The organism is Rhodocytophaga aerolata (assembly GCF_030503435.1).
In the GTDB taxonomy this organism is placed as follows: Bacteria; Bacteroidota; Bacteroidia; order Cytophagales; family 172606-1; genus Rhodocytophaga; species Rhodocytophaga aerolata.
Map to the genome: position 1 here is coordinate 155,622 of NZ_JAUKPO010000008.1, position 23,191 is coordinate 178,812.

Annotated in this window: 19 protein-coding genes; 16 read left to right on the forward strand and 3 right to left on the reverse strand. The window is 42.0% G+C overall.

What is annotated here, in order from left to right; genetic code table 11:
- Nucleotides 1-239: 239 nt before the first annotated feature.
- From Q0590_RS15925 to Q0590_RS15935, 3 genes are all read left to right on the forward strand, one after another.
- On the forward strand, nt 240-923 hold the full coding sequence (locus Q0590_RS15925) for a succinate dehydrogenase cytochrome b subunit (protein WP_302038563.1): 684 nt from the start codon (nt 240-242) through the stop codon (nt 921-923).
- Nucleotides 924-1,083: 160 nt separating this feature from the next.
- On the forward strand, nt 1,084-2,997 hold the full coding sequence (locus tag Q0590_RS15930; protein ID WP_302038564.1) for a fumarate reductase/succinate dehydrogenase flavoprotein subunit: 1,914 nt from the start codon (nt 1,084-1,086) through the stop codon (nt 2,995-2,997).
- 73 nt (nt 2,998-3,070) lie between these two features.
- A complete protein-coding gene (locus tag Q0590_RS15935) occupies nt 3,071-3,817 on the forward strand; it encodes a succinate dehydrogenase/fumarate reductase iron-sulfur subunit (RefSeq protein ID WP_302038565.1) in 747 nt (248 codons plus the stop codon).
- A 118-nt stretch (nt 3,818-3,935) separates the two neighbouring features.
- Here Q0590_RS15935 and Q0590_RS15940 read toward each other — a convergent pair whose 3' ends face one another.
- On the reverse strand, nt 3,936-4,721 hold the full coding sequence (locus tag Q0590_RS15940; protein WP_302038566.1) for an SAM-dependent methyltransferase: 786 nt from the start codon (nt 4,719-4,721) through the stop codon (nt 3,936-3,938).
- 251 nt (nt 4,722-4,972) lie between these two features.
- Between Q0590_RS15940 and Q0590_RS15945 the strand changes: the two genes are divergently transcribed.
- A complete protein-coding gene (locus Q0590_RS15945; RefSeq protein WP_302038567.1) occupies nt 4,973-5,425 on the forward strand; it encodes a ferritin-like domain-containing protein in 453 nt (150 codons plus the stop codon).
- A 155-nt stretch (nt 5,426-5,580) separates the two neighbouring features.
- A complete protein-coding gene (lysS, locus tag Q0590_RS15950) occupies nt 5,581-7,308 on the forward strand; it encodes a lysine--tRNA ligase (RefSeq protein ID WP_302038568.1) in 1,728 nt (575 codons plus the stop codon).
- A 126-nt stretch (nt 7,309-7,434) separates the two neighbouring features.
- Here lysS and Q0590_RS15955 read toward each other — a convergent pair whose 3' ends face one another.
- Together Q0590_RS15955 and Q0590_RS15960 are read right to left on the reverse strand one after the other, a co-directional pair.
- The gene (locus tag Q0590_RS15955) at nt 7,435-7,626 is read right to left on the reverse strand and encodes a cold-shock protein (protein WP_302038569.1); all 192 of its coding nucleotides are present in this window, start codon (nt 7,624-7,626) and stop codon (nt 7,435-7,437) included.
- A 193-nt stretch (nt 7,627-7,819) separates the two neighbouring features.
- The gene (locus tag Q0590_RS15960; protein ID WP_302038570.1) at nt 7,820-8,803 is read right to left on the reverse strand and encodes a sugar phosphate isomerase/epimerase family protein; all 984 of its coding nucleotides are present in this window, start codon (nt 8,801-8,803) and stop codon (nt 7,820-7,822) included.
- Nucleotides 8,804-9,089: 286 nt separating this feature from the next.
- Between Q0590_RS15960 and pyrG the strand changes: the two genes are divergently transcribed.
- The 11 genes from pyrG (at nt 9,090) to Q0590_RS16015 (ending at nt 23,148) form a co-directional block, all read left to right on the forward strand.
- Complete coding sequence (gene pyrG / locus Q0590_RS15965; protein ID WP_302038571.1) at nt 9,090-10,721, forward strand: CTP synthase; 1,632 nt, start codon at nt 9,090-9,092, stop codon at nt 10,719-10,721.
- A 122-nt stretch (nt 10,722-10,843) separates the two neighbouring features.
- A complete protein-coding gene (gene yidC / locus Q0590_RS15970; protein WP_302038572.1) occupies nt 10,844-12,673 on the forward strand; it encodes a membrane protein insertase YidC in 1,830 nt (609 codons plus the stop codon).
- A 43-nt stretch (nt 12,674-12,716) separates the two neighbouring features.
- Nucleotides 12,717-14,402, forward strand: a complete 1,686-nt coding sequence (locus tag Q0590_RS15975; RefSeq protein WP_302038573.1) for an ABC transporter substrate-binding protein — start codon at nt 12,717-12,719, stop codon at nt 14,400-14,402.
- Nucleotides 14,403-14,487: 85 nt separating this feature from the next.
- Nucleotides 14,488-15,819 carry an ethanolamine permease gene (gene eat / locus Q0590_RS15980; RefSeq protein WP_302038574.1) on the forward strand — a complete coding sequence of 444 codons (1,332 nt, stop codon included), beginning with the start codon at nt 14,488-14,490 and terminating at the stop codon, nt 15,817-15,819.
- Between the two features lie 159 nt (nt 15,820-15,978).
- A complete protein-coding gene (locus tag Q0590_RS15985) occupies nt 15,979-17,334 on the forward strand; it encodes a glutamine synthetase family protein (RefSeq protein ID WP_302038575.1) in 1,356 nt (451 codons plus the stop codon).
- Nucleotides 17,335-17,494: 160 nt separating this feature from the next.
- Nucleotides 17,495-18,643 (forward strand): iron-containing alcohol dehydrogenase, encoded by a 1,149-nt coding sequence (locus Q0590_RS15990; protein WP_302038576.1) that lies wholly within the window; start codon nt 17,495-17,497, stop codon nt 18,641-18,643.
- A 46-nt stretch (nt 18,644-18,689) separates the two neighbouring features.
- Entirely contained in the window at nt 18,690-19,391 is a 702-nt protein-coding gene (locus Q0590_RS15995) for a gamma-glutamyl-gamma-aminobutyrate hydrolase family protein (RefSeq protein ID WP_302038577.1), read from the forward strand.
- Nucleotides 19,392-19,402: 11 nt separating this feature from the next.
- Nucleotides 19,403-20,776, forward strand: coding sequence for an aldehyde dehydrogenase family protein (locus tag Q0590_RS16000; RefSeq protein WP_302038578.1), 1,374 nt, complete (start codon nt 19,403-19,405; stop codon nt 20,774-20,776).
- 332 nt (nt 20,777-21,108) lie between these two features.
- Entirely contained in the window at nt 21,109-22,317 is a 1,209-nt protein-coding gene (locus Q0590_RS16005) for an acetyltransferase domain-containing protein (RefSeq protein WP_302038579.1), read from the forward strand.
- An 85-nt stretch (nt 22,318-22,402) separates the two neighbouring features.
- Nucleotides 22,403-22,627 carry a hypothetical protein gene (locus Q0590_RS16010; RefSeq protein ID WP_302038580.1) on the forward strand — a complete coding sequence of 75 codons (225 nt, stop codon included), beginning with the start codon at nt 22,403-22,405 and terminating at the stop codon, nt 22,625-22,627.
- 95 nt (nt 22,628-22,722) lie between these two features.
- Nucleotides 22,723-23,148, forward strand: coding sequence for an EamA family transporter (locus Q0590_RS16015; protein WP_302038581.1), 426 nt, complete (start codon nt 22,723-22,725; stop codon nt 23,146-23,148).
- The last annotated feature ends 43 nt before the right edge of the window (nt 23,149-23,191 follow it).

Consider the following 23,191-nt stretch of genomic DNA (forward strand, 5'->3'; position numbering starts at 1 on the left):
TTTGTACTTTCCTAACTAATTATATCACAAACAAATGTGCCGGTGGTTTGTTTCTTTACTAGCAATTTACATATATAAATGTAATTTACATATGTAAGGTAAGTGAATAAATTGCATTTTAATTAAAATGGTGTATTGCGTTGTTTAATATCTTTGCCGGGTGTAACTTTGAACGTTTCTTAAATTTGGTACTATATTTTAACTATTTGTTAACCTATTCTCTAATTATACATTAACCCATGAGTTGGATTACACAAACCCTCACCAGTACTATCGGCCGGAAACTGGTAATGGCACTTACCGGTTTGTTTCTGGTTTCTTTTCTATTTGTGCATCTTTCCGGCAACTTCCTTATTTTCAGAGCTGATGGTGGGAGAGCCTTTAATGAGTACTCCCAGTTTATGTCTTCGGCCGGCATTGTCCGGGTACTTGAAATTATAATGGTTCTGGGCTTTGCCATTCATATTTATACCTCGTTTGTGCTCACCAGGCGCAATCAGAAAGCCCGGCCACAAGGATATGCTTTCAGCCAGCCTTCAGCTAATAGCAGCTGGTTTTCCAGAAACATGGGACTTAGTGGCAGTTTAGTCCTAATTTTCCTGTTATTGCACCTTCGCACCTTCTGGTACACCTATAAGTTCGGTGATATACCTACTGTAACTTACGAAGGCACAGAGTATAAAGATATGGCTTACCTGGTAAAAACCGTGTTTCAGCAGGAATGGTGGCTATCTATCTTCTATGTAATTATTATGGTATTGCTCTCGTTCCACCTGATGCACGGCTTTGGCAGTGCTTTCCAGACCCTGGGTATCCGCCACAAGAAGTATACACCACTTATTGAGAAAATAGGTATTGCCATTGCTATTCTGGTTCCTGCCGGATTTGCCGCTTTTCCTATCTATTTTTTACTTACCCGCTAAGGTTTTAAACTTTATATCTGTAAAAAAGTTATTTATCTGAATAACGAGTTTTTCTTCAAAATCATATCAATCTATGAAATGGCCTAAACATGTATTTTACAAAACAGGATGCACATGCCGGCCATTCCATGTGATCATTAAAAAATAAAAATATATTCACATGAAATTAGATGCTAAAATTCCAGAAGGCCCTCTGGCGGAAAAATGGACCAAGCATAAGTTCAACTTAAAGCTTGTCAACCCGGCAAACAAGAGGAAATATGATATAATTGTAGTAGGAACCGGTTTGGCTGGCGCCTCTGCCGCTGCCTCACTGGCTGAACTAGGCTACAATGTAAAAGCCTTTACCTTCCACGATAGCCCCCGCCGTGCGCATAGTATTGCCGCACAAGGAGGGATTAATGCGGCTAAAAACTATCAAAACGATGGCGACAGCGTTTACCGCTTATTTTATGATACCGTAAAAGGAGGTGACTACCGTGCCCGTGAAGGAAATGTATACCGGCTGGCAGAAGTAAGTGTAAATATTATAGACCAGTGCGTAGCTCAAGGTGTGCCTTTTGCCCGCGAATATGGTGGCTTACTAGCTAACCGGTCTTTTGGAGGAGCCCAGGTATCGAGAACATTCTATGCCAGAGGCCAAACCGGCCAACAATTGCTGCTGGGCGCTTATAGTGCCATGAGCCGCCAAGTAGCCAATGGCAAAATTAAATTATATACCCGTACCGAAATGCTTGACCTGGTAATGGTAGATGGGCGGGCCAGAGGAATTATTACGCGTAACCTGATTACCGGACAAATTGAAAAGCATTCTGGTCATGCGGTATTGCTTTGTACCGGAGGGTATGGTAACGTATTTTACCTGTCTACCAACGCAATGGGTTGCAATGTAACAGCTGCATGGAGAGCCCATAAAAAAGGTGCCTTCTTTGGAAATCCTTGTTTTACGCAAATTCACCCTACCTGTATTCCTGTTTCAGGTGAATACCAATCGAAGCTTACCCTGATGTCGGAATCACTTCGGAATGATGGCCGGGTATGGGTACCTAAAAAAGCAGGTGATACCCGCAAACCAGAAGATATACCGGAAGCCGAAAGAGATTACTTCCTGGAAAGAAGGTATCCTTCTTTTGGTAACCTGGTGCCCCGCGACGTAGCTTCCCGTAATGCCAAATATGTATGTGATGAAGGAAGAGGCGTAGGCAATACAAAAATGGCGGTGTATCTGGATTTTGCGGATGCTATTAAAAGGGACAGCGAGAAAGTAATTTCTGCCAAATATGGAAACCTGTTTGACATGTATGAGAAGATTACAGGCGAAAATCCATATAAAACTCCAATGCGCATCTATCCGGCTGTTCACTATACAATGGGTGGTTTGTGGGTAGATTACAATTTAATGACTACCATTCCGGGATGCTATGCATTGGGTGAAGCCAATTTCTCTGACCATGGCGCAAACCGGCTGGGAGCCAGTGCATTGATGCAAGGCTTAGCCGATGGCTATTTTGTTATTCCTTATACTATTGGCGATTACCTGGCTACCTTACCTGCAGCAAAAGTAGATACAACCCATGCTGCTTTTACAGAAGCAGAAAAGGCTGTGATAGATTCCATTAAACGGCTGCTTTCCATCAATGGAACTAAAACAGTAGACCAGTTCCATAAAGAATTGGGGAAAATTATGTGGGATTACTGCGGCATGTCGCGCCATGCAGAAGGCTTAAAAGGTGCCAAAGCTAAAATAAGAGCCCTAAAAGAAGAATTCTGGCAGAATGTAAAAGTCTTGGGTGTAAATGAAGAACTCAACCAGACACTGGAAAAAGCCAGCCGCGTAGCCGATTTTATTGAACTGGGCGAACTAATGGTGGAAGATGCTTTGCAAAGAAATGAGTCTTGCGGAGGTCACTTCCGGGAAGAGTTCCAGACCGAAGATGGAGAAGCCAAGCGGGATGATGCCAATTATGCGTATGTAGCTGCCTGGGAGTACAAAGGATATAATCAGCCAGAGGAACTCCACAAAGAAGACCTGATTTTTGAAAATGTAAAACTCACTCAAAGAAGCTATAAATAATAGGCAAATGTGTTGATATGCAAATGTGCCAATGAATAGCATCAGCATATCAACACATTAATTCATTATACATATGAAACTGACACTAAAAATATGGCGGCAAAAACACGCCAACGATAAAGGAAAATTAGTAGATTATAATGTTGACATCAATCCGGAAATGTCTTTTCTGGAGATGCTGGATGATTTGAATGAGAAACTTGCCGAAAGAGGTGAAGAACCAATTGCTTTCGACCACGATTGCCGCGAAGGAATCTGTGGAACTTGTAACTTATATATCAATGGCAGACCACACGGCCCTATCCGTACCACCACCTGCCAGCTGCATATGCGGCATTTTCATGAAGGAGAAAGCATTGTAATTGAGCCATGGCGCGCCAGATCTTTCCCGGTTGTAAAAGATTTAATTGTAGACCGCTCTGCTTTTGACCGCATTGTACAGGCTGGTGGCTATATTTCTGTGAACACCGGTAGTGCTCCGGATGCCAACGAGATTCCCATACCTAAACAAATAGCTGATGAAGCGTTTAACTCTGCGGCTTGTATCGCCTGTGGGGCTTGTGTAGCCGCTTGCAAAAATGCGTCGGCTATGCTTTTTGTGGGTGCCCAGATCAGTAAGTTTGCCTTAGTACCCCAAGGAAAAGCCGAAAAGAAAATACGTGCAGAAAAGATGGTGGCCCAGATGGATGCAGAAGGTTTTGGTGCATGTACCAATACGGGTGCCTGCTCAGCCGAATGTCCTGTAGAAATCTCTATGACAAATATTGCCCGTTTGAACAGAGAATACATAGGAGCTAAACTTACTTCTGACAACGTGTAAAGTCTACATAACACGCATTGAATAGTTTCATATAAGTAAGCATACGCCCAAGCGTATGCTTACTTATTTTATAAGATCCACATCCATAATTTTGTGTCATTCATAGAAACATAGCTTACTACTTCTTTGCATACTCCTGCAAATAAGCTGCCTTAGGAGTACGGCGGCCCACCAGCCGGAAAAAGGTAATTAGCCCTTCTTTATCTTCCTGCAATGCTCTGGCAAAAGGTTCATTCTTCTTGTTTTTATAATCTTGTATATACTGCTCTTTAATAAATTGCACTTGCTCGCCGGGCAGATTTTCGGCACATACCACTTCTACTAAGCCGGTCCGCTCCCATAGTTTCTTCCACCACTCTGCCGAATGAACATAATACCAGTAACGCGAATAATCTGCTTTTAAGAAATCGGGCACCTGTTCAAATGTCTCTATTTCCTGGGTAAATGCTACATCTACAATACCAATTAACCCTTCCGGTTTCACAAATTTGGCTAGGTAAGGCAGGTATTTATCGTCTGTTCCAAAATACGTATAGGAGTCAATCACTACAATGGCATCAAAATAATTTTCTGCAAAAGGCAGGTTACGGGCATCCGCCTGAATAGGAAAAACCTTATGGCTACAAGCACTTTCCTGGATACGGGTAAAATTGTCTGTAGCTGATACGGCCTCATCCACTGCCCATACCTCTACTTCAAATTCCTTAACCATAAATATCGCACTGATGGCCTTGCCACAAGCCAGGTCCAGAACCCGCATCTCCTTTTGTAGCGGCATTACCTGCATTAAACTTTCCAAATTAAACAATACATTCTCGCCCATGGAGTTACTTTTCACCCACACCGGATCGTAATTCGTGCTGCGAGGAAATACATGATACATTGACTGGCCGGATACTGACATCTTTTAAATTTTCTGTTTGAGATTCACTTATAGTTACCTAACAGGATAAGCCATGCTTTCATAGGGTTTTGCTGAGCTTAAGTGTACATAGATAAGCTCTAGCCTTTACTATTTAAGTTTTTTCCTGCTCAGGCATTTGACGAATAGTATGCATAAATAGTTGCTTCTGAAACACTGCCGGAAAAGATAACTTCCTGGCTTGCGATACGTATAGCTACAAAGCATTTTACTTAAACTTTGAAAAACAACCTATGGAAGATATAAGAAAAAAAACATTATCGGTTTTGCAAAACCTGATCGAAATAAATAATGATGGCAACCATGGCTACCGCCTGGCAGCTGATAAAATTGAAAATCAAGAATATGCCACCTTGTTTCATGCCTATGCACAGCAGCGGGCATTATTTGCCAGCGAACTGGAAAGAGAAGCAAACTTGCTGGGCAAAGACGTGGATGGCAATGAAGAAAGTATTCTTGGAGCAATTCACAGAGGATGGATCAATATTAAATCAGTAATTGCGGGAGGAGACAGCGAAGCTATTTTACGCGAATGTGAAACCGGAGATAAAGCGGCTGTGGAAGCCTATGAAAAGGCCATGAAAGAAAACTTACCTTCTAACATTGAAGCAGTACTCAGAAAGCAATATGCTGACATTGCAGAGGCCTATAATAAAATAAAAACCTTCAAGCACGTTACTTCTTAACGCAAGGAGTAGCCGTAATTTATCGTACAAAAGAAAAGGATGGTTTATATAAACCATCCTTTTCTTTTTAGGTTGATTGATAAAGCTATAAAATATGTACGAATGCTTTCTATTTTATGGACATACTTTAACTTTGCGAATTAAAACAGATATATATGCATCTTAGCGAACAGGAAATCAGAAGACGCGAAAAAAGAGAAGAATTGATGAAATTAGGCATACAGCCTTATCCATCCGAATTATTTGAGGTAAACGTAAGTGCCCAGGATATACATAAAAACTACGCCACCCACAAAACCGACTATAAAGATATTTCCATAGCTGGCCGCATTATGAGTTTCCGCATTATGGGAAATGCCTCTTTTGCCGAAATTCAGGATTCTACCGGCCGTGTTCAGATCTATGTCCGCCGCGATGACATCTGCCCAGGCGAAGATAAAACCCTGTACAATACTGTTTTCAAAAAGCTGCTAGATATTGGCGATATTATAGGTGTAAAAGGCTACGTATTCACTACACAACTGGGCGAAGTATCTATCCATGTTACTAACTTAACAGTACTTACTAAATCCTTGCGGCCGATTCCTATTGTAAAACGCGAAGAAGATGAACAAGGCAATGAAAAAGTGTACGATGCTTTCTCTGATCCGGAACAACGTTACCGCCAGCGGTATGTCGACTTGATTGTAAATCCGGAAGTACGGGATACATTCCGGAAACGTACGCAGTTGACTAATTCCATCCGGGAATACCTGAATAACAAAGGATATATGGAAGTAGAAACGCCAATTTTGCAACCCTTGTACGGAGGCGCTGCTGCCCGGCCATTTAAAACGCACCACAACACACTGGACATGACGTTATATCTGCGGATTGCCAATGAGTTGTATCTAAAAAGGCTGATTGTAGGTGGATTTGATGGGGTATACGAATTTGCCAAAGACTTCCGTAATGAAGGCATGAGCCGTTTCCATAATCCGGAATTTACGCAGGTGGAGTTGTATGTGGCTTACAAAGACTATAACTGGATGATGAACCTGGTAGAAGAAATGGTAGAAAAAGTAGCCATAGATCTGCATGGAACAACGGAAGTAACAGTAGGCGAACACGTTATTAATTTCCAGCGTCCCTGGAAGCGGTATACCATGTTTGAGGCTATACAACACTACACCGGTATTGATATATCCCAGATGGACGAAGCACACCTGCGCGAAACAGCTAAAAAACTGAACGTACCGGTAGATGAGACCATGGGTAAGGGAAAACTGATAGATGAGATTTTTGGCGAAACCTGCGAACATCAGCTGATTCAGCCAACCTTTATCACCGATTATCCGGTAGAAATGTCTCCGCTGGCAAAAAAACACCGCAGCAAAGAGGGGCTGGTAGAACGGTTTGAAGCCATTTGTAATGGTAAAGAAATATGCAATGCCTTTTCTGAGCTAAACGACCCAATAGATCAACGCAAACGGTTTGAGGAGCAACTGGAACTGGGCAAACGAGGCGATGTAGAAGCTATGGTACTGGACGAAGACTTTTTGCGGGCTTTAGAATATGGTATGCCCCCTACAGCAGGCTTAGGCATCGGTATTGACCGGCTGAGCATGATTATGACTAATTCGCCATCCATACAGGAGGTATTATTCTTCCCGCAGATGAAGCCCGAAAACCGTACGCCTGCCCCAACAGATGAAGAGTTTTTAGCCTCAGGTATCCCTGCTGAATGGATTCCTCTGGTGCATAAACTCAATTTTGCTACGCTGAAAGATTTTAAGGAAGCCAATCCCAATAAACTTTTCAATGACCTGAATGGCCTGCGCAAAAAGATGAAGATGGATATTAAAGCCCTTTCGGCTGATGAAGTAAAAAACTGGCTGAAGTAGCAAGCGGAATTCCTGTATTTCTACACTACTGTGATGCTATAAAAGCATTGCCCGTATAATAAAAACGCCCCGCTTAGTTGCATAAGCGGGGCCACTAACGACTGATTAATGTAAAGAATGATATGCTTATATTTTTTTTACATTAACGGCATTAACGCCTTTTTTTCCATCGATTTTATCAAAGGCAACTTTATCATTCTCACGTACCTGATCTACTAACCCGGTAATGTGGACGAAAATTTCCTGATTTGATAAATCTTCTTTAATGAAACCATATCCTTTACTTTCATTAAAGAACTTAACTGTACCTGTTTGCATAAAAAATGAAATAAATTTAACCTTACCAAATATATAAATAAAAACAAAATAGCAATAGTTTTTTACAAAAGTTTTTATACGATATACGGATTTTGAACGTTTAATACAACTTTTTCACCTCATTATCGGGGTAAAGCATTCCTGAATATTTTGCATTTCCGCAAAATTGCCAAATGCCTCTATATGTAGGTTTTTAGGCTTTGTTTACCCACTTACGCAGCGTAGCCAGGTCCTTTTTCATAGCTTCCAGGACTTGCTCTTTAGGAATAGCCAACGATTTTGCACCCGAATCTGCCCCTCCCAGTGGGTATTCATAATGAAGAGAAAAAGGCCCCTTAATCTGGTAGCTTCTCAAAAGGCTAAAATACTGCGTAAAATCAACCATACCCTCACCCAAGGGCACATTCTCTATTTGCCACTTGCCATCTTTATTTTCCCACCGGAAATCTTTAATATCTAATGTACGGATATGGCTCTGGACTAATTTTAAACCTAAAGGCCAGGAATTAGCGCCCTCTATAATGGCATGGCGGATATCGTACTGGCAGCCCAGCCACTGCGGATCAAGATCTTTAATCACCATCCATAAATCCCATATGGCCGATCCCAGATTTTTACCGGCATGGTTCTGATAAGCGCCATGTATCTGGTATTGTTTATTTAAGGCAGCCAGCTGGCCAAACATTTTTTTGAAAACTTCCAAATTCTGCTCAATACTTTGCTTATCCTCATATTTTACCCAACCCATGCGGTAATATTTGATTCCCAGTTTGGCCGCTGTTTTCAAAATAGCTTGTGTATGCGGCTGGTCAGCACTGGTGATTTCGGTAGTAAGCATATACACTTTCAATCCCGCCTGTTCAACAGCTTTTACTGCTTTAGGCAAATCTTCCGCTACCCGTTCTGGTTCCACATGGCCATTGGGCCGCACCGTAAGATCTATGCCATCAAAGCCCAGCATAGCAGCCGTTTTAGCCATTTCCTGATAGGTAAGCCATTGCAGGTGTTTAGAAAAAATACAAATCTTAGTGTCATCAGCATCCCTGGCAAAGTTGGCTGGTTTTTCAGAAACTGTATCTAGGTTGATAGAAGCCGCAGCATTTGTTCCGGCGGCTAGTCCGGCAGTTGCCAATATAGACCTGTAAAGAAAATCGCGTCTGGTGTAAGGTATATCCATAAGTAAAGCAGAAATAAGATTATCAGAAATGTATAAATTTTCTTATATATTTTTCAACAAAAAAAAGCTTACCCATTAAAAGTTTAAACTTGATCATTACAGCAGGTGGCCTGCGTAGAAAAAGTACAGGATACTATTTGTCCGTTGCCCATTGGCAGAGCAATTTTATTGATAAAAAGGGCCGGGTTAAACGCATTAATTTCAAATTTGACGGAACACTTATTACCCATAATTCAAATCTTTCCTTTACCTTTGTATCCCATAAGTTTATTTGATAACACTACTTATGGCATCTGCTAAATATATTTTTGTAACGGGCGGCGTTACGTCTTCTTTGGGTAAAGGTATTATTGCTTCTTCTCTGGCTAAACTCCTGCAATCGAGAGGTTTTTCAGTAACTATACAAAAGTTTGATCCCTATATCAATATAGATCCTGGTACCCTGAATCCGTATGAGCATGGCGAATGTTATGTAACGGACGATGGCGCTGAAACGGATCTGGATTTAGGACATTACGAACGTTTCCTCAATAATCCTACATCACAAGCCAACAACGTAACTACCGGAAGAATTTATAACAGTGTAATTACCAAAGAACGCCGGGGCGACTATCTGGGAAAAACCGTACAGGTCATTCCCCATATCACCGACGAAATCAAGCGTAATTTTACAGCGTTAGGTAATACTGGCAAGTATGACATTATCATTACTGAAATTGGCGGATGCGTGGGTGATATAGAGTCTTTGCCATTTATAGAAGCTGTACGCCAGATGAAATGGGACATGGGTGCCGAAAATGCAATAGTTATACACTTAACTTTGGTACCTTACCTTAAATCTGCCGGAGAGTTAAAAACGAAGCCTACTCAGCACTCTGTAAAAGACTTGCAGGAATCCGGAATTCAACCGGATATTCTGGTATGCCGCACTGAGCACCCACTACCAATCGAAATCCGGAAAAAGATGGCTCTGTTCTGTAACGTACACCTCAACTCTGTCATAGAATCCCTGGATGCCGATACCATATACGATGTGCCCCTGCTGATGAAGAAAGAAAAACTGGATGAACGGGCACTGGAAAAACTAAACCTGCCTCATAACCAGGAACCGGATATAGAAGCATGGAAAGATTTTCTAGGCAGGTTAAAAAATCCTACCGAAGAAATTACGATCGGTTTAGTAGGGAAATACGTAGAATTACATGATGCCTATAAGTCTATTGTTGAGAGCTTTGTACATGCAGGCGCCCATAACGAATGCAAAGTGCATATCAAATGGATACAGTCTGAAACGCTGCTTTCGCATAACTTTGAATATACCTTATCGGAACTGGACGGCATAGTGGTAGCCCCCGGATTTGGTCAGCGGGGTTTTGAAGGTAAAATAAATGCCGTGCGGTATGCCCGCGAAAATGGTATCCCATTTTTCGGTATATGTCTGGGTATGCAGTGTGCTAGTGTGGAGTTTGCCCGGAATGTGTTGGGAATTAAAGATGCCTGCTCCAGTGAAATGGACCCGGACACCCCTAACCCGGTGATAGATTTAATGGAAGACCAGAAACAGATTACGGCCAAAGGCGGCACCATGCGGCTGGGTGCCTATGCCTGTGAACTGAAGAAAGGATCGAAAGTCAATCAGATTTATGGCAAAACGAGAATATCCGAACGGCACCGCCACCGGTACGAGTTTAATAACAAATACCTGGAAGCCTTTGAAAAAGCCGGTATGATTGCCTCTGGCATAAATCCGGACAGCAAGCTGGTAGAAATCATTGAACTAAAAGATCATCCCTGGTTTGTTGGTGCCCAATTTCATCCGGAATTAAAAAGCACAGTTATGAATCCGCATCCACTATTTGTTACCTTTGTAAAAGCTTCCGTAGAACATGCACTCAGAAAAAGATTAGTAGTAAGGTAATTCCTGTAGGTGAGTGATATATTCCTATAGCTTTTAAACAAAAATATCTGTAACCAATTTAACATCAATCAACGCTATGCAAGGTACCCTGGTATCTTGCACATTTAACGAAACAAAAATTAATGGATAGGAATCAGGCGACGGGCATTATGCTCATTTTACTATTGCTGTTTGTGTACTTTCAATTTTTTGCTCCCAATCCGCAACCCAAGCAAGTAATGAAAGACACTGGCGGAGCAAAAAGCACACAAACAAGCAGAGATACCACCGGAAGACAGGCTATAGTTACAGATTCTCTGCGAAACGATACCGTGGTAAACGAGCAGTTACAAAGAACCTATGGCGATTTTGCGGCGGCGGCTTCCGGGCAAGACCAGGAAGTAGTGCTGGAAAACAAAGATATACGGGTTACCTTTGGCACACGGGGCGGTAGAATTAAGGAAGTATTGCTGAAAAACTATAAGACCTACGACCAGAAGCCATTAATCTTACTGGATGAACAGACGAATGAGTTGAGCCTCACCTTGCCTACCAATTCCGGAAATATCGCAATACAAGATCTTTTCTTTACAACCAACAGTTCCAGTACCCAGGTAAGCGAAGGCGATTCCAGTACCATAACATTCAGGCTTGCCCTCTCTCCTACCCAGACTATTGAGCAAACCTACTCCCTGCGTGGCTCCGGATTTGAGCTTGGCTATGATCTCAAACTAAATGGAATGAATAATCTGGTGGGTAATACACCTGCACAGTTCTATTGGCTAAATAATCTCAAGCGACTAGAATTGGATATGGAACAGAGCCGGATTACCTCAACCATCAACTACTATACGACCAATGGAAACTTTGAACAGGTAACCGAAGCCTCTAAAAGCGAGGAAGAAGAAATAGTAGAGGTTCCGCTGCAGTGGGTTTCTCTGAAACAAAAATTCTTTTTATCTGCCATTATTGGCAATACAACTACTTTTACTAACAGTATATTCCGGACTAGTGTAGATGAAGCAGACAGCAATACCGTAAAAACGCTGGAGGCTGCTATGAGTATTCCCATAGCAGATTTAAAAAATGGAAAAGGTAATTTTTCCTACTACTTTGGCCCTAACGACAGCCGGGTGGTAGAAGGGGTTACAGAAGGATTTAAGGAAAACGTCTATTTTGGATGGCCGGTAGTGCGGGTAATTAACCGCTATATGATTGTGCCTCTCTTCCATTTTCTGGAAAACTTCTTTACTAATTATGGGCTCATCATCCTGATTTTAGTGCTGATTGTGCGGGTAATTCTACTGCCCCTTAACTACAAGTCGTATATTTCACTGGCAAAAACCAAAGTACTACAGCCTGAAATACAAGCTATTAAAGATAAATATGGCGATGACATGACCAAAGTACAGCAGGAGCAAATGAAGCTTTATGGACAGGTAGGTGTAAATCCATTGAGTGGCTGTATTCCAGTACTTTTACAAATGCCGTTCTTACTTGCCATGTTTAGCTTGTTTCCGAACCTGATTGAACTGCGGCAGAAGGAATTTTTGTGGTCTACTGACCTCTCTACCTACGATTCCATTCTAAATCTTCCGTTTACGATACCTTTTTATGGCTCACACGTTAGTTTGTTTACTATTCTGATGACCATTTCATCGGTAGCCTATGCATACTTCAATAACCAGGTTTCTACCATTCAAGGGCCTATGAAGTCACTGCAATATGTAATGCCGGTTATGTTTATGTTTATCTTGAATAATTTACCTTCTGGTTTAACGTATTATTACTTTGTGGCAAACGTAGTATCTATTGCGCAGCAGGTAATAATCCGGCGGTTTGTGGATGAAGATAAAATAAAAGCCTTGCTGGAAGAGAACAAACTTAAAAACAAGGATAAAAAGAAGTCAAAGTTTCAGCAAAGGCTGGAAGATGCACTAAAAAATGCAGAAGAAGCCAAAAGAAAGAAATAAAGGGCATTACCGCCTACTTTTCAATCAGCCTATACTACTTTATATGATACAAAGATTCTTTCTATTTTTTTGCCTGTTTATGCTAAGCTCTCTGGCTTTTGCACAGAATGCAAAAGAATATCAGCGCAAATTTGAGTCAGGCAAAGAACTATTAAAACAGGAAAAATACGCACTGGCGAAAGAGGTATTTACGCCGCTTACCCAGCAAAATCCGGCTAATCCTTATTCATCCTATGCCAATTATTATCTGGCCTATGCACATTTTAAAACCGGAAAACTGGATAATGCCAGGTTGCAATTAACGCAGCTGCTGGAAAGAAATCCAACCTGGCCTGATGCAGAAAATGCCTATTATTTACTGGCCAATATTGCTTTTGAGAAAAAAGACATGGCGGCTGGTTTTGGTCAGCTGGAAAAAATAAAAAACAAACAAATCCGGGAAGAGGCAGACAATCTGAAAAAACACTACCTGGCACAGGTAACCGATCTGGCTGTGCTGAAAAATTTACAAAAAAAATATCCGGAAGACAAAGCCCTAGCCAGCGTAGTAGTAGATAAGTTATTGATGAGTCCCAATGCCGATGAGGTAAAGTTGGCGCAGCAGCTGGATGCTAAATTTAAATTTGGCAAAGTAAAAGAGCTTGAAGAACAGAAAAAGGTATCTGTGAAAGATGAATACAATGTAGCGGTGCTTTTTCCCTTTCAACCAGATAATCTGCTAGTCACCGACAAACCCCGCAACAACCAGTTTGCGCTGGATATGTATGTGGGCATCAAAATGGCGCAGGAGCAATTAGCCGCTAATGGCGTAAAAATAAATGTATATGCCTACGATATTGGCTCCGATGGCGACAAAATGCTGAATCTGATTAATCAGCCGGAATTTTCCGCGATGGATTTATTAATCGGCCCCCTATATAGTGCTTCCAACAAAGTGGCTGTAAGCTATGCCAACGACCGCAATATTGCTTTAATTAACCCCATTTCTACCAATGCCCAGTTAGTAGAAAATAATCCGGCTGCGTATTTATTTCAGCCGTCTGTTGAACAACAGGTAAAACAAGCGGCTGATTATGCGTTTGCCAGTTTCGATAAAAAGCCGGCTGTTATTTTCTTTGGCGCTACGCCTAAGGATTCTTCCATAGCGCATAATTACCGGCGTTTTTACGAGCAAAAAGGAGGAAAAGTAAGTGCCATTACGAAGCTGTCTCTGACAGATGTAGCCAACGTTTCAAAGATTTTCGAAGGATTAACTAATGAGACTACCGGACACGTATTTATTTCTACTGACAACACTACCATTGTAGCCAATTTTATAAATGCCCTGGAACGTAAATCGTCCACTTTTCCGGTATTTACACTCCCCAACTGGCTGGAGCAGCGGATGATCTCTTTCGAGCAGCTCGAGCGGCGCAATGTACATGTTATTTATCCGGAGTATATAGATTATAATGCAGATACTGTGCAGGCCTTTCGTAAAAACTATATTGCCAGAAGAAACATTGTGCCCTCTATCTATTCGTACCAAGGGTATGATATGATGCTGTTTTTTGGCCAACTAATGGCAGAACATGGTACATTTTTCCATCAGGCATTGCACCAGCAGCCTCCGGTAAGAGGAGTAATTATGGCTGGGTACAATTACAATGGTTCTAACATTAACCAGTATGTACCTTTGGTAAAATTTGACAAAGCCAACTTAATTCTGGTCAATCCAATTTCGCCCTGATAAGCTTAAATAATTTTCATTCCTAAAAAATCAATAGTATATTGTTAATGGCAAACGGAAACCTTCACGTTTGCCATTACGCTGAATGCTCCACCAGACAAAAGCTGAAACTGTCTCTCTGAACCGATCTTTAGGACCTTTTATGCTGTGGGGATTGGGAGTAGGCCTGGTTATTTCAGGCATGTACTTTGGCTGGAATCTGGGCCTGGAAAAAGGAGGTACTTTAGGCTTTGCTATTGCTACCTTCTTTGTTATTATACTTTATACAACCTTTACCTTTTCCTATACCGAACTTGCTTGTGCCATACCCAAAGCTGGTGGTGCTTTTGACTATGCACATAAAGCTTTGGGTGAAAAAATGGGTTTTGTTTGCGGCATTGCCCAGATTATTGAGTTTGTGTTTGCTCCGCCGGCTATTGCAGCGGCTATAGGTGCCTATTTTCAGATTTATTTTCCTTCCGTGCCAGGCATCCTCATTGCCATTACTGCCTATGTATTCTTTACAGCATTAAATATTATAGGTGTTAAACTGGCCGCTACCTTTGAATTGTTTGTCACCATTTTCGCAGTAGCTGAACTGCTTTTATTTGCCGGCGTTACCTTACCTCATTTCCAGGCAGCAAACTTCACGAAAAATGCTTTCCCCAATGGGTATGCTGGCATTTTTGCATCTATTCCCTTTGCCATCTGGTTTTTCCTGGCAATTGAGGGCCTGGCTAATCTGGCAGAAGAAACGGTAGACCCGGACAAAAATATAAAAAAAGGATTTGGCTGGGCATTATTTACCTTGGTTGCTTTATGTATCCTTACCTTTGTTTCGGCTGTGGGTGTAGACGGCTGGGAACGAATTGTATATACCCCAACTGGTGAACCTTCTGACTCTCCCCTCCCGCTTGCTTTATCTGTAATAGTAGGAAACAACAATTTGCTCTATCACCTGTTAATCGGTATTGGTTTGATGGGGCTCGTTGCTTCTTTTCATGGCATTATACTGGCAGCAGGCCGGGCAACGTTTGAGTTTGGCAGGGTGGGTTACTTCCCGGCCATTCTGGGCAAACTACACCCAGTACGTAAAACGCCGGCGGTTGCCTTGGTAGTAAATATGCTGGTAGGAATAGTTGCCTTGCTTACCGGAAAAACTGGTGAGATCATTACAATTGCTTGCATGGGGGCTCTTTCGTTGTATATTATTTCTATGTTTTCCCTGTTTGCCCTACGTAGAAACTATCCCGACATGCCAAGGCCATTTAAAGTACCTTTATACCCGGCTTTCCCAGCCATTGCTTTGGTTATTGCCCTCGTCGCCTTTATTGCTGTATGTATCTATAATCCGGGGCTTACCCTTATTTATTTTGGCATCCTATGCTTTACATATGTTGGGTATTTCTGGTTTCTGAAGAGAAGCCAAACACGTTGACTTTGATGCATTTTGCTAGATAAACATTACTGCGAATGTTGCCCACTTATTCCGTACTGAATTTTAACGGTTTAACTATAGAGTATTTTTTGTTATCTGCCGGATTTTTATCAAATTACCCACCATCGCTTTATCATCTATTCCACAAAGCAACGCCTTATGACGACTGATCAAATTCTGGAATTTGTCCGGAAACATCCCCTGGCAAAAGTAAAACTGGCCGTTACCGATATAGATGGAATTTTACGAGGAAAGTATATTTCCGCTGAAAAGTTTTCCGGAGTAGCAGAGGGAAATCTGGGATTTTGCGATGTGGTTTTCGGGTGGGACGCCGGTGATCTGGCCTACGATAATACAAAACTTACCGGATGGCACACCGGTTATCCAGATGCTTCTGCTAAGCTAGACTTAACCACCTTCCGGAAAATACCCTGGGAACAAGACATACCTTTTTTTCTAGGCGAATTTATAGACACCCAGAACCAGCCAGCTTATTACTGCCCGCGGCAGTTACTAAAAAAACTCAAAAATGAGGCCGAATCGGAAGGGTACAAAGCGTATTTTTCACAGGAATTCGAGTGGTTTAATTTCCGGGAAACGCCTACAACGCTGCAAGATAAAAATTACCGAAATGCAACACCGCTAACCCCGGGAATGTTTGGCTATTCCATCTTACGGACTACACTGGAGAATCCTTTTTTTAGTGATTTATTTGAGCTATTACGTCAATTCAATGTTCCCCTGGAAGGGCTGCATACAGAAACAGGGCCTGGAGTTTATGAAGCAGCCATCACGTATAGCGACATATTGGAAGCCGCAGACCGGGCTGTGTTATTTAAGACAAGTGTGAAAGAAATAGCCTATAAGCATGGCATTATAGCTACATTTATGGCCAAGATAGATGAAAATTTACCCGGATGCAGTGGCCATGTACACCAGAGTATCTGGGATAAAGATTCAAAAAATAATCTGTTTTATGAGGAGGCTGCTCCCCATAAAATGAGCAAATTTATGAAAAGCTACATTGCCGGGCAGCTATATTGCTTACCTCATATTTTGCCTATGTATGCCCCTACGGTAAATAGCTATAAGCGCTTGGTTCAGGGAGCCTGGGCACCTACCACACTCACCTGGGCTATAGATAACCGCACTGTGGCACTCCGGGCATTACCTGCAAGCAATAAGTCTACACGTTTAGAAACCCGGGTAGTGGGATCAGATTGTAACCCTTATTTAGCTATGGCTGCTTGCTTAGCTTCCGGCTTATATGGCGTACGGAATAATATATCGTTACAGGAGGCTACGATAGGAAATGGATATCTGGATACCTCCCATGGCTCTCTGCCAGGCAATTTACAGGAAGCTACTGCAAAGATGAAAGAGTCCGCCATTGCCAAAGAATTACTAGGCGAATCATTTGTCGAACATTTCTGCCAAACACGGGAGTGGGAGTGGCGGCAATATGCCAAAGCCGTAACAGACTGGGAATTAAAGCGCTATCTGGAAATTATCTAGTATCGAAAACTATATATACAAGTACGCTAAGAGGAACAATCCAGGTTTTCTTATCTTTAACTATTGAACATTGGCATATAACAGCATATAACTTTTGATTTATAGCAGCCCTTACTTATTAGACAAGTATCAGCATATCATTTAATCAGCACATCTACTTATGACCTTTGATAAAGTATACCAGTATAATTTTCCGACCACTATCCGTTTTGGAGCCGGAGCAAGCCAGGAATTAGGTGATTATCTGAAAAGCCAGGGTTTGTCAAGGCCCCTGGTTGTAACTGATCCGGTGGTAGCAGAATTGCCTTTTTTTAAAACTATACTCAAGCAGGTAACAGATAAAGGACTTTCACCAGAAGTTTTTAAAGATATACATAAAAATCCGGTGAAGTCAGATGTATATAAAGGAACCGAAGTTTGGGACCAAACCAACCGGGATTGTATAGTGGGTATTGGTGGAGGCGCGGCGTTAGATGTTGCACGGGCTATTTTGCTTAGAATTAACCACCGGGAAGATTTATTCAAATACGACGACCTGATTGGAGGCGATGTATACGTAACTAACGATGTGCCTCATTTTGTAACGATTCCAACTACCTCGGGTACAGGAAGTGAAGTTGGCCGGAGTGCCATTATTTCCGATGATGAAACCAAGCAGAAACGCATTTTATTTTCGCCTAAACTATTGGCTAAAATCGTGTTTGCCGATCCAGAGCTTACTATGGACTTACCTGCATTCATCACAGCAGCCACCGGTATGGATGCCCTGACACATAATATGGAAGCCTTTCTGGCCAAAATGCCGCATCCTATTTGTGAAGGAATTGCGCTGGAAGGAATTAACCTGATAAAAGATTCATTGGAAAAAGCTGTTAACAAGCCTGATTTAGAATCACGGAGCAAAATGCTACTGGGTTCTATGATGGGAGCCATTGCGTTTCAGAAAGGGTTAGGCGTGGTGCACTCTCTGGCTCACCCGCTTTCATCGCTGCTGGACACGCATCATGGCCTGGCTAATGCAGTAAATATTCCGTATGGGATGGAATATAATATTGCAGGGTTTGAACCTAAATTCAGAAGAATAGCACGCACCCTTGAATTGAAAGAGGAAACTGGCAACGCCGTCGTGCAGTATCTGTTTGACTTAAACTCCCAGATTGGCATTCCGCATAAGCTCCGGGAAATTGGTGTAAAGTCCGAACATATAGAAACGTTAGCTGACCTGGCCATTGCTGATTTCGCTCATCCGAATAATCCAAAGCCAGTATCCCGAGAAGATTTCAAACAGCTGTACCAGAAAGCACTGTAAATAAGTCATTAGCCGTTGGAATAATCATTTGTAGTTCTATTTGTTCATGAATAAAATAATCATTGGCGTTACCGATTGCAGCAAGTACGACAACTACGCCCGCTGGATACAAGCATTTGGCACTGAGGTAGAAACGTTGAAGTTGAGTGAGAAAGCCAATAACTTAGCAGATGCGGCGCGTTGCCAGGGTATTGTATTTACCGGAGGAGAAGATGTACATCCGGGGCTTTACGGCAAGCCCGAATATCTGTCTTTCTGCCATCAAGATGATATAAATGAACTCCGGGATGAGTTTGAGTTAAAATTGATGGAGTATACAGAGCAAAATCATATTCCTGTACTGGGTATTTGCCGGGGTTTGCAGGTGTTCAATGTTTTTAAGGGAGGCACCCTTATTCCGGATATTCCCGCATGGGGCAAACCCACCCATGCGAAGCTAGCCGACGGCTCCGACCGATATCATTCAATTAATGTTATACCCGGCTCCTGGTTTGAACATGTAGTAGGCAAAGTAACAGGAGAAACCAATAGTAATCATCACCAGTCCATTGACCGTGTGGGCGACGGGTTGGTAGCAAGTGCATTTTGTCAGGATGGCATTATAGAAGCAGCCGATAGAAAAGAGGTAGATGGGAAAGGCTTTTTGTGCCTGGTACAATGGCATCCTGAGAGAATGCATAATCAGCAAAACCCTTTTGTATACACTATCAGAGAAGCATTTATTAAAGCAGCCAACGCTTTAATCTAAAAATAAGATTTATGAATGTAACTAATCCGGCAACCGAAGAAATAATTGCCACCCTTCCTGAAGACACTTCCTCCACTTTGCAGGAAAAGTTTACACTGCTGAAAAAGGCGCAAAAAGCTTGGGCACAGCAGACCATACAAGAGCGGACTTTAATTCTGAAAAAATTCAGTAGTCTGCTTGAACAAAATATAGAACAGCTAGCAGCCGTACTTACCTCTGAAGTAGGCAAGCCTCTGCAACAATCCCGCAACGAAATTAAAGGAGCGATTGCTCGTATTCAATGGCTGACAGATAATGGAGAAAAATACCTAACGCATGAATGGATGACCCAAGAAGAGGGCTTGGGTGAGCAAATAAGCTATGAGCCCTTAGGAGTGATCTGTAACATATCGGCCTGGAATTATCCGTATCTGGTGGGGGTAAATGTATTTGTCCCTGCACTGTTAGCAGGAAATGGGGTGCTTTACAAACCGTCGGAATATGCGGCACTTACAGGCCTGGAAATAGAAAAAATGTTAAGAAAGGCAGGCGTTCCGGACGAAGTGTTTCAGGTAGCTATTGGCGCATCTGCTGTGGGCGAATTGCTGCTTGATGTGCCATTTGATGGGTATTTTTTCACTGGCTCCTACCGGACCGGGAAATACATTTATGAACGGGTGGCTTCTAAAATGGTTCCTTGTCAATTAGAACTGGGCGGTAAAGATCCGTTGTATGTAGCTGATGATGTGGAAGATATAAAATCGGTAGCAGCAGGTACGGCAGATGGTGCCTTTTATAATAATGGACAAAGTTGCTGTGCAGTAGAACGTATTTATGTGCATGAATCTATCTATGACCAGTATGTGGAAGAGTTTGTAAAAGAAGTAAAAACCTACAAAGTGGGGCCGCCCAGCGAAGAAGGAGTTTATGTAGGGCCGCTGACGAGAAAAGACCAGATAAAAGTACTGGAAGCCCAGGTAAAAGAGGCTGTTGAGAAAGGGGCCACAGTTCTGACAGGTGGGAAGCCAATACAAAAGAACGGATATTATTTTGAGCCGACGGTGCTTATCAATGTAAACCATCAGATGCGTGTGATGCAGGATGAATCCTTTGGACCCATTATTGGCATTATGAAAGTGAAAGATGACGAAGAAGCCTTGCAATTAATGGATGATACAAGCTATGGCCTTACAGCTGCCGTTTATAGCAAAAGTATGGAAAGGGCTGAGAATATCTTATCCAGATTAAATACCGGTACCGCTTACTGGAATTGTTGCGACCGGGTAAGTGCGGCACTACCCTGGAGTGGACGTAAAAATTCAGGCTTTGGCTCTACATTATCTTATACCGGTATACGTGCCTTTGTCCGCCCCAAAGCCTATCACTTGCGAGGATTAAAGAAGTAAGCTACTATTGTCAGTAAGTTTAATAAATATACCTCTATTTGGTAGGTCGTCAATTTACGGTCTTCTGGGGTATTATACTTGTTGTACATTGAAAAGTACATTTAACAAGAAGCAAACTAATTAGCTGGTGCAAACTTTAATGGCTTCTTTTAACCAGGCCAGGATACTATTCAATTTAAATTATATGCCTATAGTTGCTTACCTGTCAATAGTTTAATAAATTACTTAAGGTTAGTAGTAAGGGGTAAGCATACCCACATTTCTGTAAAGACAAGTATTCGTTCAACAGGTAACACACATCACTAAACGTCCCATCTTTAAACTCTTCATCTATGCAAGTTCTTGTTAAAGACTCTCCTGCACCTATCTTAGCAGGAAAGAAGCGGATAACTTCTATTGACTTGCTCCGGGGACTGGTAATGATTATTATGGCGCTGGACCATACCAGAGATTTTTTTCATATTACGGCACAAACGCAGGACCCAACAGACTTGGCTACTACCACACCCATACTATTTTTCACCCGGTGGATTACCCATTTTTGTGCACCAGTGTTTGTGTTTTTAGCTGGCACATCGGCTTTTTTGTATGGCCATCGTATCCAGAATAAATTACAACTAAGTACGTTTCTGCTTATCAGAGGAGTGTGGCTGGTTCTTCTGGAAGTAACTATCATTAATTTTGGCTTCTGGTTCGATGTTACCTTCAGTTTCACGGTATTGCAGGTAATCTGGGCTATAGGGATTAGTATGATCTGCCTGGCTGGTTTCATTCATTTGCCTTTCCGCTTCCTGTTGGGAGTTGGATTATTGATCGTATTCGGGCACAATCTGCTGGATGGTATTTCCCCTCCTACCGGCACTTTTGCTGATGTTCTGTTTTCTATTCTGCATCAGCCGGGGCCTCATCCACTGGATGCTTCCCACACCATTATGGTGATGTATCCGGTGTTGCCCTGGATTGGGCTTATACTTGTTGGCTACTGTTTCGGCTATCTGTACCGTCCGGAGCTGGAGGAAAGTTTCCGTAAAAGAACACTCCTGCAACTTGGTTTGGGTTGTATTGTGCTGTTTATTATCATCAGAGCCATTAACTTTTATGGTGACCCTGCCCCTTGGAGCATCCAGAACACGTTTACTTATTCGCTTTTGTCTTTTCTGAATACTACCAAATACCCTCCTTCCCTACTATACCTTTTAATGACTATTGGTCCGGCATTGCTATTTCTGCGGTTTATAGAAGGTAAACAGGGTGAGATCTTGAAAGTATTTGATGTATTTGGCAGAGTACCGCTGTTCTATTATATACTCCACTTTTATACGATTCACACATTTTCCCTGCTGGCGGCTTTATCAGCTGGGTATACCTGGAGTGACTTTCAGTTCAACCAAACATTTGGAGGATTGCCAGAAGGCTTCGGTTATGGATTAGGCAGAGTGTATCTGATCTGGATTTGTATTGTTGCTATTCTTTACCCAATATGCAAGCGTTACAACCGATTCAAAAGTAAAAGCACTTCAACCTGGGTTAGTTACCTGTAGGACATTTGTTGCTAGAAATCTGCACCTTGGGTCTTCAAGCATTGTCTTATTAGTTAATTACAGCTATTTTGCCATTCTTCCGTATATGCACACAATTATTGGCTACTTACATAGAATGGACATAAAAAAGATATTTGGCTCAACACTTACAATTCTGGGGATTATCATTGTGCTTTTTGCCTGTGCTGCTTTCCTCTCCGACGGAAAGCCGGTCTTGGGGTTTTCTGTAGATAAAACTGAATCTATTGTACCTTTTCTGGTCGGCCTGGTCTTTCTGCTGTCAGGCATTAGTCTCATCAAAAGAAGTTAATTTTCTCCTTCTGCTATTATATAATCTATATGTATAACAGGTAGATACGTTACCATAATAAGCATTTTTCACCTACCCATTTGTCTATTGGTCTCATGCATTGGCTTACTCTATTAATTATTACAGCTGTATTTTTCGGGTTTTATAATTTTTTTATTAAAGTTTCAGCCGGGCATATTCACGAAATTCTGGGGGCAGTTATTCTACAGGCCATTGCTTTGCTATTGGGTGGGATTGCCCTTGTATACTTAAAATTGAAGCAAGTGCCATTCGAAAACTCTGGCAAAGGCTTACTGTTTGCTGTGCTGGCAGGGGTATTTGTAGGATTAGCGGAGATTACTTCTTTTTATGCGTTTTCTAAAGGTACACCAGCTAGTGTGGGCATTCCGGTAATCGTTGGCGGAACCGTAATTGTAGGCACTCTATTAGGGGTTATATTTCTGAAAGAACAATTGCATTGCCAGCATTACGCTGGCATCGTTCTCATACTAACTGGCATATATATACTAGCTTCCAGGTAACAAAAAGACTAAATTAATAGGAATAGATCGACCTGGTAAACTC